The sequence below is a fragment of the Halosegnis rubeus genome, from assembly GCF_009184545.1.
Taxonomy (GTDB): domain Archaea; phylum Halobacteriota; class Halobacteria; order Halobacteriales; family Haloarculaceae; genus Halosegnis; species Halosegnis rubeus.
Window position 1 is genome coordinate 25556 of sequence record NZ_QJOW01000002.1, and the last position, 15113, is coordinate 40668.

Sequence of the window (15113 nt, forward strand, 5' to 3'; positions counted from 1 at the left end):
CGAATCCGGTAAGGCTCTTGTGTCGGTGTGTTACTCCTCGCCAATGACCCACTTGTCGGAGTAGGTCTGGCCGCACTCGCAGGCGGCGTAGGCGTGGAGCACGTCGCCCTCGGCGTAGATGCCGCCGACCTCCTCGTTTTGGGCCTCGGTGAACGCGAAGACGAACTTGACGCGGTGGGCGTCACCCGTCCCCTCGGGGCAGGTGCCGCCGGTGCAGTCACGGCGGATATCGCCGTCGGTGTCCATCGCGACGCCGGCAAAATCCATCGGGTCGATGCCGACGACCTCGCCGAGCACCTCGCTGCCGCGGTCGCCGGGGAGGACGAGCGCGACGCCCGGCCCCACGTCCTCGGCGACGCCGGCGAGCGCCTCGGGGTCGCCCACCGACTGCTCGTGGAGAAAGACGAGGATGTCGTCGTGGCGCTGGCCGGCGAGGAACTGCTCGTACGGCGTCTCGCTCACTGTGACCCCTCCTCGATGCCTTCGGCGATGTCGGAAAGCCCGTCGTCCGGGCGGTCTGGGACGCGGTAGACGACGCGTTCACCCGGGGCGCGAAGCCCGTAGAAGAACCCCTCGTCCACGATGTCGAGGTGGACGGTGCGTTCGAAGTCGAGCCCGTTGTCGTCGGCCCACGCGGGCAGGTAGTTCTCGCCCTCGCCCTCCTTCGCGAGGCGGGCGTTGTCGTAGAGTCCGCGGATCTCCATCGTGTCGTCGATGGCGAGATCGACGCGGGCGAAGTAGGTGCTGTCGCCGGTGCCGACGCGGACGACATCGAACTCCGGGAAGCGGTCGGTCTCCTTGTCGGGGACCGTCACCTTCGGCCGGTCGGTGCGACCAGCGCGGACGAGCGTTGCACGCACGCTGTTGACGGCGTCGCTCGGGACTGAATCAGCCATAGAACGTGTTACTCGTCGTCGCTCTCCTCGTCGCCGAGGACCGCTGCGACGTCCGTGTCGTCGCCCGTGACCTTCACGTTGATCTGTCGCGTCTCGTCGCTCACTTCCGCGCCGCGGACGGTGACGCGGCGGCGCTCGCCGTCGCGCTCCGGGTTGTACCCCGTGCCGCCGGTGACGAGAATCGACTCCGTGTTCGGACCGCGCACGTCAGAGCGCATCGGTCGGCCGGCGGTGTCCGAGCCGCCCGTAAGCTCGAGTGTCGCCCCCGAGAGGCCGATTGCCTCGCCGTCGACCTCGTCGCCGAGGGACCTGCCGATGAACCGGTTCGCGTCCTGTCCGTCGATCTCCAGTTGGTACGTCATCCCGTCGCTCGGGTCACCGACGACGATCTGAAAGTCTGCCATACGGGAAATGTATCTTCGGGCGAGCAAAAGGGTATTGAATCGCGTCTCAGCGACCGGTACGTCAGTCTGCGACCGCCGGCTCCCCGGACTCCAACACGTACTCGCGGGTCACGTCCACGAGCGCCTTCCGGTAGTCCGACTCGTCGGGGTCGGCGTCCAGCGACCGGAACGCGCGCTTGAACGCCGACAGCGAGACGCCGGGCGCGTCGCTCGCGGCCGCGCGAGCGAGGTCGTACAGCCGGTGGTCGTCGGCGATGGCGTCGTGTCGCTCCAACAGCGCGAGCGCGAACGCCGCGTTGACGACCGTGATCTCGGGGTCGGCCGCGCTGGTCAGTCGCGTCCAGTCGCCCGGCCGCTCGACCGGTCGGTCCGCGACCGCCGCTGCCAGCGACGACTCCATGAACGAGACCAGCTTGTCGGCCGGCGAGACGGCAAGCGTCAGGTCGTCGGCGTAGATGTCCTTCATGTGATTCGCAATCTGATAACAGTGCGCGAGCTTGCGCTGTTCGACCGACCGGCCGGCGAGCGCGAGGAACAGCGCCTCCTTTGTCTCCATCGTGTGGGAGGGGTGTTCCTCTTCGTACCGTGCCATGTGGGCGAACTCGTGGATGGCGAGTTCTGGGGCCATCACGCTCGTGGCGGCTTGCTGGCTCATGACGAGTCGGTGGTGGTCGTCGTAGTGGCCGACGAGGGTCCGCTCGTCGGGGTCTTCGCGAATCTCGACCGTCACGGGGAGGGCCACCTCGTGTTCCGTCTCGAAGCGGTCGCGGGCCGAGAGGAACGGTGTGGCCGGCCCGTCGCCCGTTACGCGCAGTTCCATGTGTACTAGTGGCACGGCTCGCGCGCGTTTGAGCCTTGCGGCGACTCCACCGGAGAGATTTACACGCATCGTCCACTACGAAGAGTGTGTACCGTGGGTGGCTGCTGTTCGGGGCCGGCGTAGTGCTCGCCGTCACAGGAACGGTGCTCACGCTGTTTGCCGCGTTCGTCACGCCCGGCGGTGTCTCGCTGCTGTTGTTCGCCGGTGCGGGCCTCACGTTCGCCGGCGGCTACCGCTGTTTCACGCGGAGCCGCGAGAGTATCGCCGCGACCGCCTACCAGCGGGTCGGCGTCGAACGCAATCCCGACGGGACGGTCGGCGAGGCCGGCGCGGAGACCGAACGGTCCCGGTCTGCGGACATCGACTACGAGCCGCCCGACTGGGACGACCCCGCGTGGTTCGAGGATCCGTTCTGGCGGGAGCCGACCGACCACGACCCGCCGGGTCCCGACGAGGGGCCGAGCGACTGGTGGAACGAGCGCGTCAACAGCGAGCAGCGCCAGTCGGAGACGGTCGCGCCCCGCGAGCGGGAGGCGTGTGAGGTGCTCGGCGTCGGTATCGACGCCGACGAGGAGAGGGTGACGGCCGCCTATCGCGACCGAGTGAAAGAGACCCATCCCGACCGCGACGGCGACGAGACCGAGTTCAAGCGCGTCCGGTGGGCCTACGAGTATCTCCACGAGCACCGAGACGACTGAGCGAGTTCGCCGGCCTGCGGCGCGTTACCACGGTTTCGGGGCGGTTTCGGTAGCGGCGAAACACTACCCTTTTGTCGCTGGTGTCGTTACTCGCCTGCATAATGGGCCGACGGAAAAAAATCGTAGACGAGTGTGAGGCGCTGATGGACGAGCGGGACCAGATCCGCAACATCGCCATCGCTGCTCACGTCGACCACGGGAAGACGACGCTCACCGACAACCTCCTCGAAGGTGCGGGCATGATCGGCGGCGGCGAACAGGCCGACCAGCTGATGATGGACACCGAAGAAGACGAGCAGGAACGCGGGATTACCATCGACGCGGCGAACGTCTCGATGACCCACGAGTACGAGGACACCAACCACCTCATCAACCTCATCGACACGCCAGGCCACGTCGACTTCGGTGGCGACGTGACGCGTGCGATGCGTGCGGTCGACGGTGCGCTCGTCGTCGTGGACGCGGTCGAGGGCGCGATGCCCCAGACCGAGACCGTCCTGCGACAGGCGCTCCGCGAGGGTGTCAAGCCGGCACTGTTCATCAACAAGGTCGACCGACTCATCTCCGAGCTGCAGGAGGGACCAGAAGAGATGCAGCGCCGTCTCCAGGACGTCATCGCCAACGTCAACGACCTCATCGAGGGGATGACCGAGGAGATGGACGACGTGGACGACTGGACCGTCTCCATCCAGGACGGCACCGTCGGGATGGGATCTGCCCTCTACAAGTGGGGCATCTCCTTCCCGTCGATGCAGCGCACCGGCATGGACTTCGGTGAGATCATCGAGCTAGAACAGAACGACGAGCGGCTCGAACTCCACGAGCGCACGCCGCTTTCGGATGTCGTGCTCGACATGGTCTGTGAGCACTTCCCGGACCCGCTCGACGCACAGCCGCGACGTATCCCCCGGGTCTGGCGTGGCGACGCCGAGTCCCAGCTCGCACAGGACATGCGCGACGTCGCCCCCGACGGCGAGGTCGTCCTCATGGTCACCGACATCGGTATCGACCCGCACGCCGGCGAAATCGCCGCCGGGCGTGTCTTCTCCGGAACGCTGGAGAAGGGCCAGAACCTCCACGTCTCCGGAACCGTCGGCACCAACCGCGTCCAGTCGGTCGGTATCTACATGGGTGGTGAACGCGAGGAGGTGGAGCGCGTTCCCGCCGGAAACATCGCCGCCGTCACCGGGCTGAAGGACGCAATCGCCGGCTCCACGGTGTCGAGCGTCGAGATGACGCCGTTCGAGTCCATCGAGCACATCTCCGAGCCCGTCATCACGAAGTCCGTCGAGGCGAAGAACATGGACGACCTCCCGAAGCTCATCGAGACGCTGCGACAGGTCTCGAAGGAGGACCCGACCATCCGCATCGAGATCAACGAGGACACCGGCGAGCACCTCATCTCCGGGCAGGGCGAGCTTCACCTCGAAGTCATCACCCAGCGTATCGAGCGCAACCAGGGCATCCCGGTTATCACGGGCGAACCCATCGTCGTCTACCGCGAAGCGCCGACGACGAACTCCCGCGAGGTCGAGGGCATCTCCCCGAACCGCCACAACCGCTTCTACATGACCGTCGAGCCGCTCTCGGAGGACATCGTCGAGACCCTCCAGCTCGGTGAGGCCACGATGGACATGCCGGAGATGGAGCGCCGCGAGGCGCTGATGGACGCCGGACTCGACAAGGACCTCGCACAAGAGGTCGAGCACATCCACGGCACCAACATCGTCATCGACGACACGAAGGGCATCCAGCATCTCAACGAGACGATGGAACTCGTCCTCGAAGGTATCGAGGAGTCGCTCGACGACGGTCCTCTCGCCGCCGAGCCGGTGCGTGGCGCGCTGCTGAAGCTCCACGACGCCCGGCTCCACGAGGACGCCATCCACCGCGGTCCGGCACAGGTCATCCCGGCGACCCGCGACGCGGTCCACACCGCGCTGATGGACGCCGAGATTCGTCTGCTAGAGCCGATTCAGAACGTCCGCATCGACGTGCCGAACGAGCACATGGGCGCGGCCTCCGGCGAGATTCAGGGTCGCCGCGGCCGCGTCGACGACATGTACCAGGAGGGTGACCTCATGGTCGTCGAGGGTATCGCCCCCGTCGACGAGATGATCGGCTTCTCCTCGGACATCCGCTCGGCGACGGAAGGTCGCGCGTCGTGGAACACCGAGAACGCCGGCTTCCGCGTCATGGCCGACAACCTCCAGCCGGAGACCATCACGCGCATCCGCGAGCGCAAGGGCATGAAGACGGAGCTGCCACAGCAGATCAACTACCTGTAACCCGATAGTCGGCCCTTTTTCATTTCTATCGCCGGAGCAGCCGCGCGTACACGTCGTCGATTGCTTCGTTCACTTCCTCGCCGTTGCCGCCCCACGGATTCCGGGAAAAGTAGTAGAGTCCCGCCGCGAGCACGCCGACGCTGACGGCGACGTTCGGGGCGACCGTCGCGAGGGCGAACGTCGTCACGCCTGCGAGGATGCCAGCGATAACGATATCGAGCGTCTGATACAGGAGTACCATACCATGGCTACGGGACGGGGGCAGAAGGATTCGACGGCGGGGTTTGTGAGTGCCGGCGTGTTTATACTCCATCCCACGCTCTGTTCCGTATGACCGAGGGTTCACCGTGAGCGAGGCTGTCCAAGCGTATACTGTCAGACTCGAACTCGTGGACGAACCGGGCGAACTGCTGCGCGCGCTGGAACCGATTTCGGAAAACGGCGGCAACCTCCTCTCCGTGCTCCACGAGCGGGGCAATCTCACGCCACGGGGGCGCATCCCAATCGAGGTCGACCTCGAAGCGACCCCCGAGCGGTTCGACGCTATCGTCGAGTCGCTGCGGGACGCCGGAGTTAACGTCGTGCAGGCGGGCGCGGAACGGTACAGTGAGGAACTGGTCGTCATCCTCTCGGGCCACCTCGTGGAGACGGACCTCTCGGAGACGCTCACCCACATCCAGGGGTCGGGTGAGGTCTCGGTGACGGACGTGTCGCTGTCGGCTCCCGGCGGGACCGGCGACGTGTCGTCGGCACGGCTCCGACTCGCCACCGAATCAGGCGGTATCGACGGTGTTCTCGACGCCATTGACGATCTCGCCGAGGAGAAGGGACTGCGCGTCATCACGCCGCTCACGGAGGGAGAGGCATGAAATTAGCCGTGATGGGTGCCGGTGCGGTCGGCGCAAGTGTGCTCGATTTGGCGGCGGAGTACGGCCATGAGGTCGTCGCAATCGCCGACTCATCGTCTGCAGCCGTTGATTCCCACGGGCTAAACCCCGAGGCCGTGACCGACCGGAAGGCCGAAACAGGAACTGTCGGCGACCACGACCCCGCGGATGCGCTCGCGGCCGACTACGATGTACTGGTGGAGGCGACGCCGACGACACTGGGCGACGCGGAACCGGGCTACTCCCACGTCGTCGAGGCGTTCGAGCGGGACTGCCACGTCGTGCTCGCGAACAAGGGACCGGTGGCAGAGCGGTACGCGGACGTGCGCGCCGCCGAGGAAGCGAGCGACGGTGACCTCCTGTTCGAGGCGACGGTCGCGGGCGCGATTCCGGCGCTCTCGACCGTGGCTGATCTCGGTCCGACACACGTCACCGCAGTGCGCGGTGTGTTGAACGGGACGGCGAACTTCGTCCTCTCGCGGATGGCCGCCGAGGGACTCGACTACGAACACGTGCTCGCGGAGGCACAGGATTTGGGCGTCGCGGAGGCCGACCCCAGCTTTGACGTGGAAGGGACCGACGCCGCTCTGAAATGTGTCATACTTGCGAACGTGTTGTACGACCGCGAGTACACGCTCGCGGACGCGTCCGTCGAGGGGATCGCGAATCTCTCCGGGAGCGTGCTCGAACTCGCCGCCGAGGACGGCCGGACGGTCCGGCTCATCGGCGAGGTGCAAGACGGCGAGATACGGGTTGGCCCGCGGCTCGTCCCCGAAAATGGGACGCTCGCGGTGACCGGGACGCGCAATATCGTCCAACTGGACACTGCATTCGCCGGCCGGCTCAACATCTCTGGGCGCGGTGCAGGGGGGCCGGAGACGGCGAGTGCCGTGCTAGCGGACGTTGGTCGGCTGGCGAAACGGTAGGCGTGTGAACGGCTGGCATAGGGGCTGAACACGCCGTCTGCGGGGGTTTCTTTCGAAATCGTTTTACGGGCGAGTATCGAAGCACTTCCACAGCGCATTAGCGCGTGAGTTACACTCATGAGCGACAAACCACACCAAAACTTGGCCGTCATCGGCCACGTTGACCACGGAAAGAGTACGATGGTCGGGCGACTCCTCTTCGAGACGGGGAGCGTACCGGAGCACGTCATCGAGCAGCACCGCGAGGAAGCAGAAGAGAAGGGCAAGGGCGGCTTCGAGTTCGCCTACGTGATGGACAACCTCGCAGAGGAGCGAGAGCGAGGTGTCACCATCGACATCGCCCACCAGGAGTTCGACACCGACGAGTACTACTTCACTATCGTCGACTGTCCGGGTCACCGCGACTTCGTCAAGAACATGATTACTGGCGCGAGCCAGGCCGACAACGCCGTGCTCGTCGTCGCCGCGGACGACGGTGTCCAGCCCCAGACCCAAGAGCACGTCTTCCTCTCGCGAACTCTCGGTATCAACGAGCTCATCGTCGCGGTCAACAAGATGGACCTCGTCGACTACCAGGAGTCCCGCTATCAGGAGACCGTCGAGGAAGTGACCCAGCTCCTGAAGCAGGTCCAGTTCAACACGGACGACGCGAGCTTCATCCCGACGTCGGCCTTCGAGGGCGACAACGTCTCCACGGCCTCGGAGAACACGCCGTGGTACGACGGCGAGACCCTCCTCGAGGCGCTCAACAACCTGCCTGAGCCGCAGCCGCCGACGGACGCGCCGCTGCGACTGCCGATTCAGGATGTCTACACGATTTCGGGTATCGGGACGGTCCCGGTCGGCCGAATCGAGACCGGGACGATGGAGACCGGCGACGACGTCTCCTTCCAGCCGTCCGACGTTGGCGGGGAAGTGAAGACCGTCGAGATGCACCACGAGGAGGTCCCGTCCGCGGGCCCGGGTGACAACGTCGGATTCAACGTCCGCGGCATCGGCAAGGACGACATCCGCCGCGGTGACGTCTGTGGACCGGCCGATGACCCGCCGAGCGTCGCTGAGACGTTCCAGGCGCGTATCGTCGTCATGCAGCACCCCTCGGTCATCACCGCCGGCTACACGCCGGTCTTCCACGCCCACACGGCACAGGTCGCGTGTACCATCGAGTCCATCGACTACACCATCGACCCCGCCAGCGGCGAGAAGGAAGAGGAGAACCCCGACTTCATCCAGTCCGGTGACGCAGCCGTCGTGACGGTCCGACCGCAGAAGCCGCTCAGCATCGAGTCGGCAAACGAGATTCCGGAGCTCGGTAGCTTCGCAATCCGTGACATGGGTCAGACCGTCGCAGCCGGTCAGGTCCTGGAAGTCCACGAGCGATAAATGCAGCAAGCACGCGTCCGCCTCGCGGGCACCGCCCCCGGGGACCTCGACAACATCTGCGACGACGTGCGGGAGATTGCGGACTCGACCGGTGTACAGCTGTCCGGTCCGGTCCCGCTCCCGACGAAGACGCTGGAAATCCCGTCGCGAAAGTCCCCCGACGGTGAGGGGACGGCGACGTGGGAGCACTGGGAGATGCGCGTCCACAAGCGGCTCATCGACATCGATGCCGACGAACGCGCGCTCCGCCAGCTGATGCGGATTCAGGTCCCGAACGACGTCTCAATCGAGATCGTCCTCGAGGACTGAACGCGGTCGCGGCGGCCGGCGTTCCAGCGGGCGTGTGTCTCCACTCACGCGCGTTTTCGGAACGAAACAGATAAGCGACACACGTGGATACACCTGCACTGCGGGCGAGTAGATCAGCGGCAGATCGCTTCCTTCGCAAGGAAGAGGCCCGGGGTTCAAATCCCCGCTCGTCCATCGAAACTTTTGACGCCCCCACGCGCCGAGCGACGCGAGCGAGCCGCCTGGGGCGCATACGCGAGCCACGGGCGGATTTGAACCCTACCAGTCGCGCGCAGCGAGCGAAGTGAGCGAGCACGTCTGGCTCCGGTTCACATCCCCGCTCGTCCATGCTTCTCGTCTTCTGAGCGGCTGTGCCGGCCTGTGTTTATCAGTCGTCCCTCCGTACAGTGCGTATGCAGCTATCTGGTGTGTGGAGCCGCGAGGAACTCGACGCGTTTCTGACGAGCGAGGCCGGAACCGTCCCGCTTCGACTCGCGTGTCGGACCCCCGCGGGTGGGCTGTGGATGCTGTCGCTGTGGTACCGGTGGCGCGACGGCGGACTCGACTGTGCGACGAGCGCGAGCGCCGACGTGGTCGAGTATCTCCGCCACGACGACGGCGTGAGCTTCGAGGTGTCGGTGAACGAGCCGCCGTACTTCGGAGTTCGGGGGAGCGGACACACGACCCTCCAGCCGGACGAGGAGAAACGGCTGTTGCAGTCGCTGCTGGAGCGGTATCTCGGTGGAACGGACTCGGGACTCGCAAAGCGGCTGCTCTCGGAGGACCGCGAGGAGGTTCACATCCGCATCGAGCCGTCGAAGCTGTACACGTGGGACTTCAGCGACCGGATGTGACGAACACGTTCGGGGTGAGACGTACCCCCAGCGCTCGGTGTTACTGTACCGATGGCAGCAACAAGCACCGCTCTTGGCGTCGCGGCGCGGATTCACGAGCGACTAGACGCGGCCCGACCGCTGGTCGTGGGTGGGCTGGCGATGCTCGTTGCCCTGAATCTGACCGCCGACACGTCGAGCATCCACGGCACCGTCCACATGCTCGAACACGCCGTGTTGGTGTTTCTCGCCGTGGAGTTCGCGCTCCACGTCGCCGTCTCGGACTCGCTGCCGACCGACCGGTGGCTCGAGGCGGGCGTGCTCGTGCCGTACGTGACGGTGACGGCGCTGTTGGTCGGTGCACACGCCGTCGGCTGTAGTGTCGGCCCGCTGTCGTCGGTGGTCGGCCCGCTCGACGCCGCTCACCAGTGTACCGCGGTCGGGCGTGAACTCCTCGCGCTCGACGTGGTCGCGGGGCTGGGCGTGGTGACGTTCCTGAAAGAACGGCTCGACGCGGTCGCGGCGCGGTTCGACAGCCCGTTTTAGAACGGAGCGTCGGTCGCGGCGTCGTTTTCTACCTCGTCGGGGTCGACGCCGAGCTTCTCGGCCAGCTCGCCCCGCTCGTCGAGTTCGGCGATGATGTCGCTGCCGCCGATGAACTCACCGTCGACGAACGCCTGCGGAATGGTCTCCCAGCCCGAATGTTCGTTGAGGGCGGCACGGAAGGCGTCGAGATTCTGGAGCGCATCGACCGTCTCCACGTCGTCGCGGTACTGCTGGAGGATGCCGATTGCTCGCTTCGAGTAGCCACACTGCGGCATCATCGCGGAGCCTTTCATGAATAGGACGACCTCGTTGTCGGCGATGGCGTCGTCGACGCGCTCTTGGACGGCATCGGCGTCGAGTCCCTGCGCGCTCGGGTCGAATGTCATACCCTTCCCTTCGCGTGGAAAGTAAAAGGCGTTGTGTCGTCAACAGCCACCACAGGTGCAGTAGCGTGTACACACCGGATTCTCGCAGTCGGGCGAACGCGCCGTGCAGTGTTCACGCCCGTGAGTGATGAGCAGCACGTGGAGCGGATACTTCAGCTCGTCCGGTACTAGCTCGTCCAGCAGGTCGTGCACCTTCGCGTTCGAGGCTGACTCCGGGACGAGACCGAATCGCTTTGAGACGCGCTCGACGTGGGTGTCGACGGCCATCGTCGGCTTGCCGAAGTGGAAGTTCAAGACGACGCTCGCCGTCTTCGGGCCGATTCCCTTGATGTCGGTGAGCCACGGCTTCGCCGCGTCGGTCTCCATCGCGTCGAGGAAGGCGAGCGAGTACGCGCCCCCGGTTTCGGCTCGAACCGCCGACAGCGCCCGCTGGATGCGGTCGGCCTTCGTCTCCGGGAGACCGGCGACGCGGATTACCTCGGCCAACTCCTCCGGCGGCGCGGACTCGATGGCGTCGTACCCCTCGTAGGTCGAAAAGAGGTTCTCCGCGGCGCGGCGCGTGTTCTCGTCGGCGACGTTCTGTGAGAGAATCGTCGTCACCAGCTGGCGGACCCCCTCGCCCGGGTCGGCGTCGCTGCCGTGCTCACCGTCGCGCTCTGCCGGGCCGTACAGGTCCACGAGGTCGTCGTGAAGCTCGCGGACGCGCGTCTCGTCCCACGTTTCTTCCATGCTCGAACGGAGGAGTGCCACCTATCTAAATCGCCGTGTCCAGCAGTGGCATCCGTCTCCGACGGTATCTGTATTGTTAACCCAATACAGTTAGAATAATAGAAATTGTGCTATATTGGGCGAATTCTAACAGCGATATTAATAGGTACGTGTCTCGTAGCTCCGATAATGAGCAACGCGCACGGAGGCGACGACCACGGCCACGACGAGGGTCACACCCGGGACGTGCCCGCCGAACAGACCACGCTCTCGGTGCCGTCGATGGACTGTGCCTCCTGTGCGGACAAGGTGACGGGGGGATTGGAGTCGGTGCCGGGCGTTACCCGCATCGACGCGAACCCGACGACCGGCACCGTCGAGGTCGACCACGAAGCCGGGACGACGCTCGCCGACCTCGAACGCGCCGTCGAGCGCGCGGGGTACGAGGTCACCGACGCGGACGACGGTGACGAGCGGTCGGGTACGTGGACCAGTACCCGCGCGCTTGCCACCTACGTCGCCGGCGTCGCGACCCTCGCCGGACTCCTGCTCGCGAACCCGCTCACGCAGGCTACGGGGCCGACAGTCGAGGGGTTCCCGGTCGGCGATGTCGCGTACCTCGCTGCGGTCGCCGTCGGCGGGGCTGCCGTGTTCCGCAACGGGTACTACTCGCTGCGCCAGCGGAGTCTCGACATCGACCTGCTGATGTCGGTCGCCATCCTCGGCGCGCTGGCCGTGAGCGTCGGCTTCGGCGAACGCCTCTACTTCGAGGCGGCGATGCTCGCGACGCTGTTTTCGATTTCGGAGCTGCTGGAACGGTACGCGATGGACCGCGCCCGCGGCTCGCTCGCGGAGCTGATGGAACTCGCCCCGGACGATGCGACCGTCATCCGTGACGGCGAGGAGGTGACGGTCGCGGCCGACGCGGTCGCGCGCGGTGAACGCGTCGCCGTCCGCCCCGGCGAGAAGATCCCCCGCGACGGGGTCGTGCGCGACGGGACCAGCGCCGTCAATCAGGCTCCCGTCACCGGCGAGTCGGTCCCCGTCGACAAGACGGCCGGCGACGAGGTGTTCGCCGGCACCATCAACGAGGGGGGATACCTCGAAATCGAGGTGACGAGCGACGCCGGCGAGGACACCATCGCGACCGTCCTCGAGCTCGTGGAGGCGGCACAGCGCGACACGACCGACCGCGAGCAGTTCGTCGAGCGCTTTGCCGGCTACTACACCCCGCTTGTGGTCGGAGTCGCGATACTGCTCGCACTTGTTCCGCCGCTTTTCCTCTCGGGCGCGTGGGAGACGTACATCGTCTACGGGCTGACGCTGCTCGTGTTGGCGTGTCCCTGCGCGTTCGTCATCTCGACGCCCGTCACCGTCGTCTCCGGCATCACGAGCGCCGCCCGCAACGGCGTCCTCGTGAAGGGCGGCCGCCACCTCGAAACGATGGGTGACGTGGACGCCGTCGCCTTCGACAAGACCGGCACGCTCACGAAGGGGGAACTCACCGTCACCGACATCGTCCCGCTGGGCGACAACGACGAACAGGACGTGCTCCGGTGTGCGCGCGGACTCGAGCGCCGGTCTGAACACCCGATCGGCGAGGCAATCGTCGCCCGCGCTGAGACCGCCGACGTAGCAGAGCGCGACGTCAAGGCGTTCGAGGCGCTCACCGGTCAGGGAGTCACCGCCGACCTCGACGGGACGACCCACTACGCCGGCACGCCCGACCTGTTTTCGGAGTTGGGCTTCGACCTCTCGCACGTCCACGCCGCGACCGACGGCGGACAGCTCACCCGCACGACCCGGAACATCTGCGCCCGGACGGGCTGTCTCGACCTGCTGGACGACGTGATTCCACGGCTCCAATCGGAGGGGAAAACCGTCGTCCTCGTCGGTACCGACGAAGAGGTGGAGGGTGTCGTCGCCGTCGCCGACGAGGTGCGGCCCGACGCCGGCCGCGTCGTCTCGACGCTCCGGGAAGCCGGCGTCCACGTCGCGATGCTCACCGGCGACAACGACCGCACCGCCCGCGCCGTCGCCGACGAGGTGGGTATCGACGACGTGCACGCGAGTCTCATGCCCGACGAGAAGGTGGCCGCCGTCGAACAGCTGCGTGAAACCCACGGCACGGTCGCGATGGTCGGTGACGGCGTCAACGACGCGCCCGCGCTGGCGACCGCTGATGTGGCCGTCGCGATGGGTGCTGCCGGCACGGACACGGCTCTCGAAACCGCCGACATCGCGCTGATGGCAGACGACCTCTCGCGGCTCCCGTATCTCCACCGGCTCTCCCGGAGTGCAAACGGAATCATCCGACAGAACATCTGGACGAGCCTCGGCGTGAAGGCGCTCCTCGCGGTCGGGGTGCCGCTCTCGCTGGTTCCGATTTGGGCGGCGGTGTTGGCCGGCGACGCCGGCATGACCGTCGGCGTCACCGGAAATGCGATGCGACTCGCCGGACTCAGTCCCGAGAAGTGAGCCGCTGGAGCGTCTCGACCGCCCCGTCACCGATTGCGTGGCCCACGCCCTGATACGTCTCCGCGCTCGCGGCTGCACCCATCTCCGAGAGCGCCGCGGCCGTCGCCTCGGCGTGCTCGACGGAGACGTGGGGGTCTTCCGTTCCGACGCCACAGACCGCCGGCGTCCCGTCCAGAGTTCCCTCGCGCGGGCCAATCTCGTCGGTCGGACCGAGCAGTCCTCCGGCGAGCGCGACCAGCCCGCCATAGCGACGGGGTCGCCGCATCGCGAACTCCGTCGCCACGCTCGCACCCTGTGAAAAGCCCGCCAGCACCACCTCCTCGGGGTCGACACCCATCGCCTCGGTCTCGTCGAGTGCACGCTCTATCTGGCCGAACGCGGAGTCGAGATACGCCTGCCGGCGGTCAGTCACCGGATCCGTCAGCTCGCCCGGATACCAGACCCGGCCGGCCGCGGCCGGGGCGAGATACCGGACACCCCGTTCGTAGATGTCGTCTACGAGCCGGAGGATGCCGGCCGACGAGTCGCCGCGACCGTGGAGTAGTATGAGAGCGCGCTCGGTCGCCTGTGGCGGTGCACCGGCGCTCTCGATTCCCTCCCCCGCGTGTGGGTCGATGTCGCTCACGGCTCGAGCGGAAGCTGTGACTCGATGAGCTCGCGGTCCTCCTCGAACCACTCTGGCAGATACAGGTGGTCACCGGGCGCGGGGTCGTCTCCGAGCATGTCCATCGGCTCGGTCGCGAGTTCAAACAGGATACCGCCGGCGTCACGCACGTACAGCGAGTGGTAGAAGTGGCGGTCTTTCACGTACGAGGCCCGCATGTCCTCGCGGCCGGCCAACTGCTCGCGCCACTCGTGGAGCCGTTCTTCGCTGTCGACGCCGAACGCGACGTGGTGGATGGTGCCGGCTCCCTCCCGGCCGAACTCGGTCTCGCGGTCGAGGATGTCGACGACGCCGCGGCCGGTCTCGTACCGGACGCGTTCGCCTTCCTGTCCGCCGCGCTCGAAGCCGAACGTCTCAAGAATACTCGCCGTCACGAACGGGCTCGCCGAGAGCAGCGAGACGCCGGAAACCCCGCGTGTCGCCGTCGACTCCGGGACGGTCTCCGTCCACGGCTCGCCGTGACCCTCGGTCTCCACGAGCGCGAGGTGCGTCCCGTCGGGGTCTTCGAGCGTGAGCGTCGGCTCGCCGAACCGCTCGGTCCGCTCGCCGACCGTCCCCGCGCTCTCGGCGACACGGGCGTCCCACTCGTCGAGCGAGCCGCTCGGCACGGCGAGGGCTGTCTCGGAAATCTGTGGCCGGCCCACCCGGCCGTCCGCCTCGTCGCGAAACGGGAGGAAGGTGACGGCGCTCCCGGCGCTGCCTGTCGCGTCGCCGTAGTGGAAGTGGTACTCGAAGCGGTCTTCCATGTTGACCGTCCGCTTCACGAACCGGAGTCCGAGCGTGTCGGTGTAGAAGTCGACGTTCGCCCGTGCGTCACGGACGATTCCCGTGACGTGGTGGATACCCGTCGGATGCATACACGCCGTTCACGCTCCACCGGTATAACGACGCCAGCGACGCGCGTGCCA

The 15113-nt window shown here is 66.5% G+C and carries 18 protein-coding genes and 1 tRNA gene; 10 read left to right on the forward strand and 9 right to left on the reverse strand.

Going from position 1 to position 15113, the window contains the following annotated elements:
* Positions 1-30: 30 nt before the first annotated feature.
* The 4 genes from DMP03_RS04630 to DMP03_RS04645 all read right to left on the reverse strand — a co-directional run bounded on the left by DMP03_RS04630 (position 31) and on the right by DMP03_RS04645 (position 2120).
* Positions 31-462 (reverse strand): DUF5807 family protein, encoded by a 432-nt coding sequence (locus DMP03_RS04630; RefSeq protein ID WP_152119549.1) that lies wholly within the window; start codon positions 460-462, stop codon positions 31-33.
* Complete coding sequence (locus DMP03_RS04635) at positions 459-896, reverse strand: DUF7112 family protein (RefSeq protein WP_152119550.1); 438 nt, start codon at positions 894-896, stop codon at positions 459-461. The genes DMP03_RS04630 and DMP03_RS04635 overlap by 4 nt, the downstream gene beginning before the upstream one ends.
* A gap of 8 nt (positions 897-904) precedes the next feature.
* Positions 905-1300 carry a 30S ribosomal protein S6e gene (locus DMP03_RS04640; RefSeq protein ID WP_152119551.1) on the reverse strand — a complete coding sequence of 132 codons (396 nt, stop codon included), beginning with the start codon at positions 1298-1300 and terminating at the stop codon, positions 905-907.
* A 61-nt stretch (positions 1301-1361) separates the two neighbouring features.
* Positions 1362-2120 carry a DUF5781 family protein gene (locus DMP03_RS04645; protein WP_152119552.1) on the reverse strand — a complete coding sequence of 253 codons (759 nt, stop codon included), beginning with the start codon at positions 2118-2120 and terminating at the stop codon, positions 1362-1364.
* Between the two features lie 86 nt (positions 2121-2206).
* On the opposite strand from DMP03_RS04645, the gene DMP03_RS04650 reads away from it, so the two are divergent.
* Positions 2207-2818, forward strand: coding sequence for a DnaJ domain-containing protein (locus tag DMP03_RS04650; protein WP_225870735.1), 612 nt, complete (start codon positions 2207-2209; stop codon positions 2816-2818).
* Positions 2819-2919: 101 nt separating this feature from the next.
* Positions 2920-5106, forward strand: coding sequence for an elongation factor EF-2 (locus DMP03_RS04655; RefSeq protein WP_152119553.1), 2187 nt, complete (start codon positions 2920-2922; stop codon positions 5104-5106).
* A 25-nt stretch (positions 5107-5131) separates the two neighbouring features.
* Here the strand turns inward: DMP03_RS04655 and DMP03_RS04660 are convergent, their stop codons facing one another.
* A complete protein-coding gene (locus DMP03_RS04660) occupies positions 5132-5347 on the reverse strand; it encodes a hypothetical protein (protein ID WP_152119554.1) in 216 nt (71 codons plus the stop codon).
* 106 nt (positions 5348-5453) lie between these two features.
* Here DMP03_RS04660 and DMP03_RS04665 point away from each other — a divergent pair, with 106 nt between their 5' ends.
* From DMP03_RS04665 to DMP03_RS04695, 7 genes are all read left to right on the forward strand, one after another.
* The gene (locus DMP03_RS04665) at positions 5454-5975 is read left to right on the forward strand and encodes an amino acid-binding protein (RefSeq protein ID WP_152119555.1); all 522 of its coding nucleotides are present in this window, start codon (positions 5454-5456) and stop codon (positions 5973-5975) included.
* On the forward strand, positions 5972-6919 hold the full coding sequence (locus DMP03_RS04670) for a homoserine dehydrogenase (RefSeq protein ID WP_152119556.1): 948 nt from the start codon (positions 5972-5974) through the stop codon (positions 6917-6919). Before DMP03_RS04665 ends, DMP03_RS04670 begins: the two co-directional genes overlap by 4 nt.
* Before the next feature lie 117 nt (positions 6920-7036).
* Positions 7037-8302: a translation elongation factor EF-1 subunit alpha gene (gene tuf, locus DMP03_RS04675; RefSeq protein WP_152119557.1), complete on the forward strand. Its 1266-nt coding sequence runs from the start codon at positions 7037-7039 to the stop codon at positions 8300-8302.
* Positions 8303-8611 (forward strand): 30S ribosomal protein S10, encoded by a 309-nt coding sequence (gene rpsJ / locus DMP03_RS04680; protein ID WP_075937737.1) that lies wholly within the window; start codon positions 8303-8305, stop codon positions 8609-8611.
* Positions 8612-8713: 102 nt separating this feature from the next.
* Positions 8714-8785 (forward strand) — tRNA-Ala (locus tag DMP03_RS04685).
* Positions 8786-9003: 218 nt separating this feature from the next.
* A complete protein-coding gene (locus tag DMP03_RS04690; protein ID WP_152119558.1) occupies positions 9004-9444 on the forward strand; it encodes a pyridoxamine 5'-phosphate oxidase family protein in 441 nt (146 codons plus the stop codon).
* A gap of 51 nt (positions 9445-9495) precedes the next feature.
* On the forward strand, positions 9496-9969 hold the full coding sequence (locus DMP03_RS04695) for a hypothetical protein (RefSeq protein WP_152119559.1): 474 nt from the start codon (positions 9496-9498) through the stop codon (positions 9967-9969).
* On the opposite strand, the gene DMP03_RS04700 is transcribed toward DMP03_RS04695, so the two are convergent.
* Entirely contained in the window at positions 9966-10355 is a 390-nt protein-coding gene (locus DMP03_RS04700) for a glutaredoxin family protein (RefSeq protein WP_152119560.1), read from the reverse strand. The two genes, DMP03_RS04695 and DMP03_RS04700, sit on opposite strands and share 4 nt — an antisense overlap.
* A 39-nt stretch (positions 10356-10394) precedes the next feature.
* Positions 10395-11084, reverse strand: coding sequence for an endonuclease III domain-containing protein (locus DMP03_RS04705; protein ID WP_152120082.1), 690 nt, complete (start codon positions 11082-11084; stop codon positions 10395-10397).
* A gap of 168 nt (positions 11085-11252) precedes the next feature.
* On the opposite strand from DMP03_RS04705, the gene DMP03_RS04710 reads away from it, so the two are divergent.
* Positions 11253-13541, forward strand: a complete 2289-nt coding sequence (locus DMP03_RS04710) for a heavy metal translocating P-type ATPase (protein ID WP_152119561.1) — start codon at positions 11253-11255, stop codon at positions 13539-13541.
* On the opposite strand, the gene DMP03_RS04715 is transcribed toward DMP03_RS04710, so the two are convergent.
* On the reverse strand, positions 13525-14166 hold the full coding sequence (locus DMP03_RS04715) for an alpha/beta hydrolase (RefSeq protein ID WP_152119562.1): 642 nt from the start codon (positions 14164-14166) through the stop codon (positions 13525-13527). The genes DMP03_RS04710 and DMP03_RS04715 overlap by 17 nt on opposite strands.
* Positions 14163-15062 carry a VOC family protein gene (locus DMP03_RS04720; RefSeq protein WP_152119563.1) on the reverse strand — a complete coding sequence of 300 codons (900 nt, stop codon included), beginning with the start codon at positions 15060-15062 and terminating at the stop codon, positions 14163-14165. Before DMP03_RS04720 ends, DMP03_RS04715 begins: the two co-directional genes overlap by 4 nt.
* Between the last annotated feature and the right edge of the window lie 51 nt (positions 15063-15113).

Bases quoted from the DNA above. Each gene is read 5' to 3' on its own strand.
- DMP03_RS04655 (WP_152119553.1), top strand. From the start codon at position 2,920: ATGGGCCGACGGAAAAAAATCGTAGACGAGTGTGAGGCGCTGATGGAC.
- DMP03_RS04705 (WP_152120082.1), bottom strand. From the start codon at position 11,084: ATGGAAGAAACGTGGGACGAGACGCGCGTCCGCGAGCTTCACGACGAC.
- DMP03_RS04635 (WP_152119550.1), bottom strand. From the start codon at position 896: ATGGCTGATTCAGTCCCGAGCGACGCCGTCAACAGCGTGCGTGCAACG.
- DMP03_RS04700 (WP_152119560.1), bottom strand. From the start codon at position 10,355: ATGACATTCGACCCGAGCGCGCAGGGACTCGACGCCGATGCCGTCCAA.
- DMP03_RS04695 (WP_152119559.1), top strand. From the start codon at position 9,496: ATGGCAGCAACAAGCACCGCTCTTGGCGTCGCGGCGCGGATTCACGAG.
- rpsJ (WP_075937737.1), top strand. From the start codon at position 8,303: ATGCAGCAAGCACGCGTCCGCCTCGCGGGCACCGCCCCCGGGGACCTC.
- DMP03_RS04660 (WP_152119554.1), bottom strand. From the start codon at position 5,347: ATGGTACTCCTGTATCAGACGCTCGATATCGTTATCGCTGGCATCCTC.
- tuf (WP_152119557.1), top strand. From the start codon at position 7,037: ATGAGCGACAAACCACACCAAAACTTGGCCGTCATCGGCCACGTTGAC.
- DMP03_RS04670 (WP_152119556.1), top strand. From the start codon at position 5,972: ATGAAATTAGCCGTGATGGGTGCCGGTGCGGTCGGCGCAAGTGTGCTC.
- DMP03_RS04720 (WP_152119563.1), bottom strand. From the start codon at position 15,062: ATGCATCCGACGGGTATCCACCACGTCACGGGAATCGTCCGTGACGCA.
- DMP03_RS04690 (WP_152119558.1), top strand. From the start codon at position 9,004: ATGCAGCTATCTGGTGTGTGGAGCCGCGAGGAACTCGACGCGTTTCTG.
- DMP03_RS04645 (WP_152119552.1), bottom strand. From the start codon at position 2,120: ATGGAACTGCGCGTAACGGGCGACGGGCCGGCCACACCGTTCCTCTCG.
- DMP03_RS04710 (WP_152119561.1), top strand. From the start codon at position 11,253: ATGAGCAACGCGCACGGAGGCGACGACCACGGCCACGACGAGGGTCAC.
- DMP03_RS04640 (WP_152119551.1), bottom strand. From the start codon at position 1,300: ATGGCAGACTTTCAGATCGTCGTCGGTGACCCGAGCGACGGGATGACG.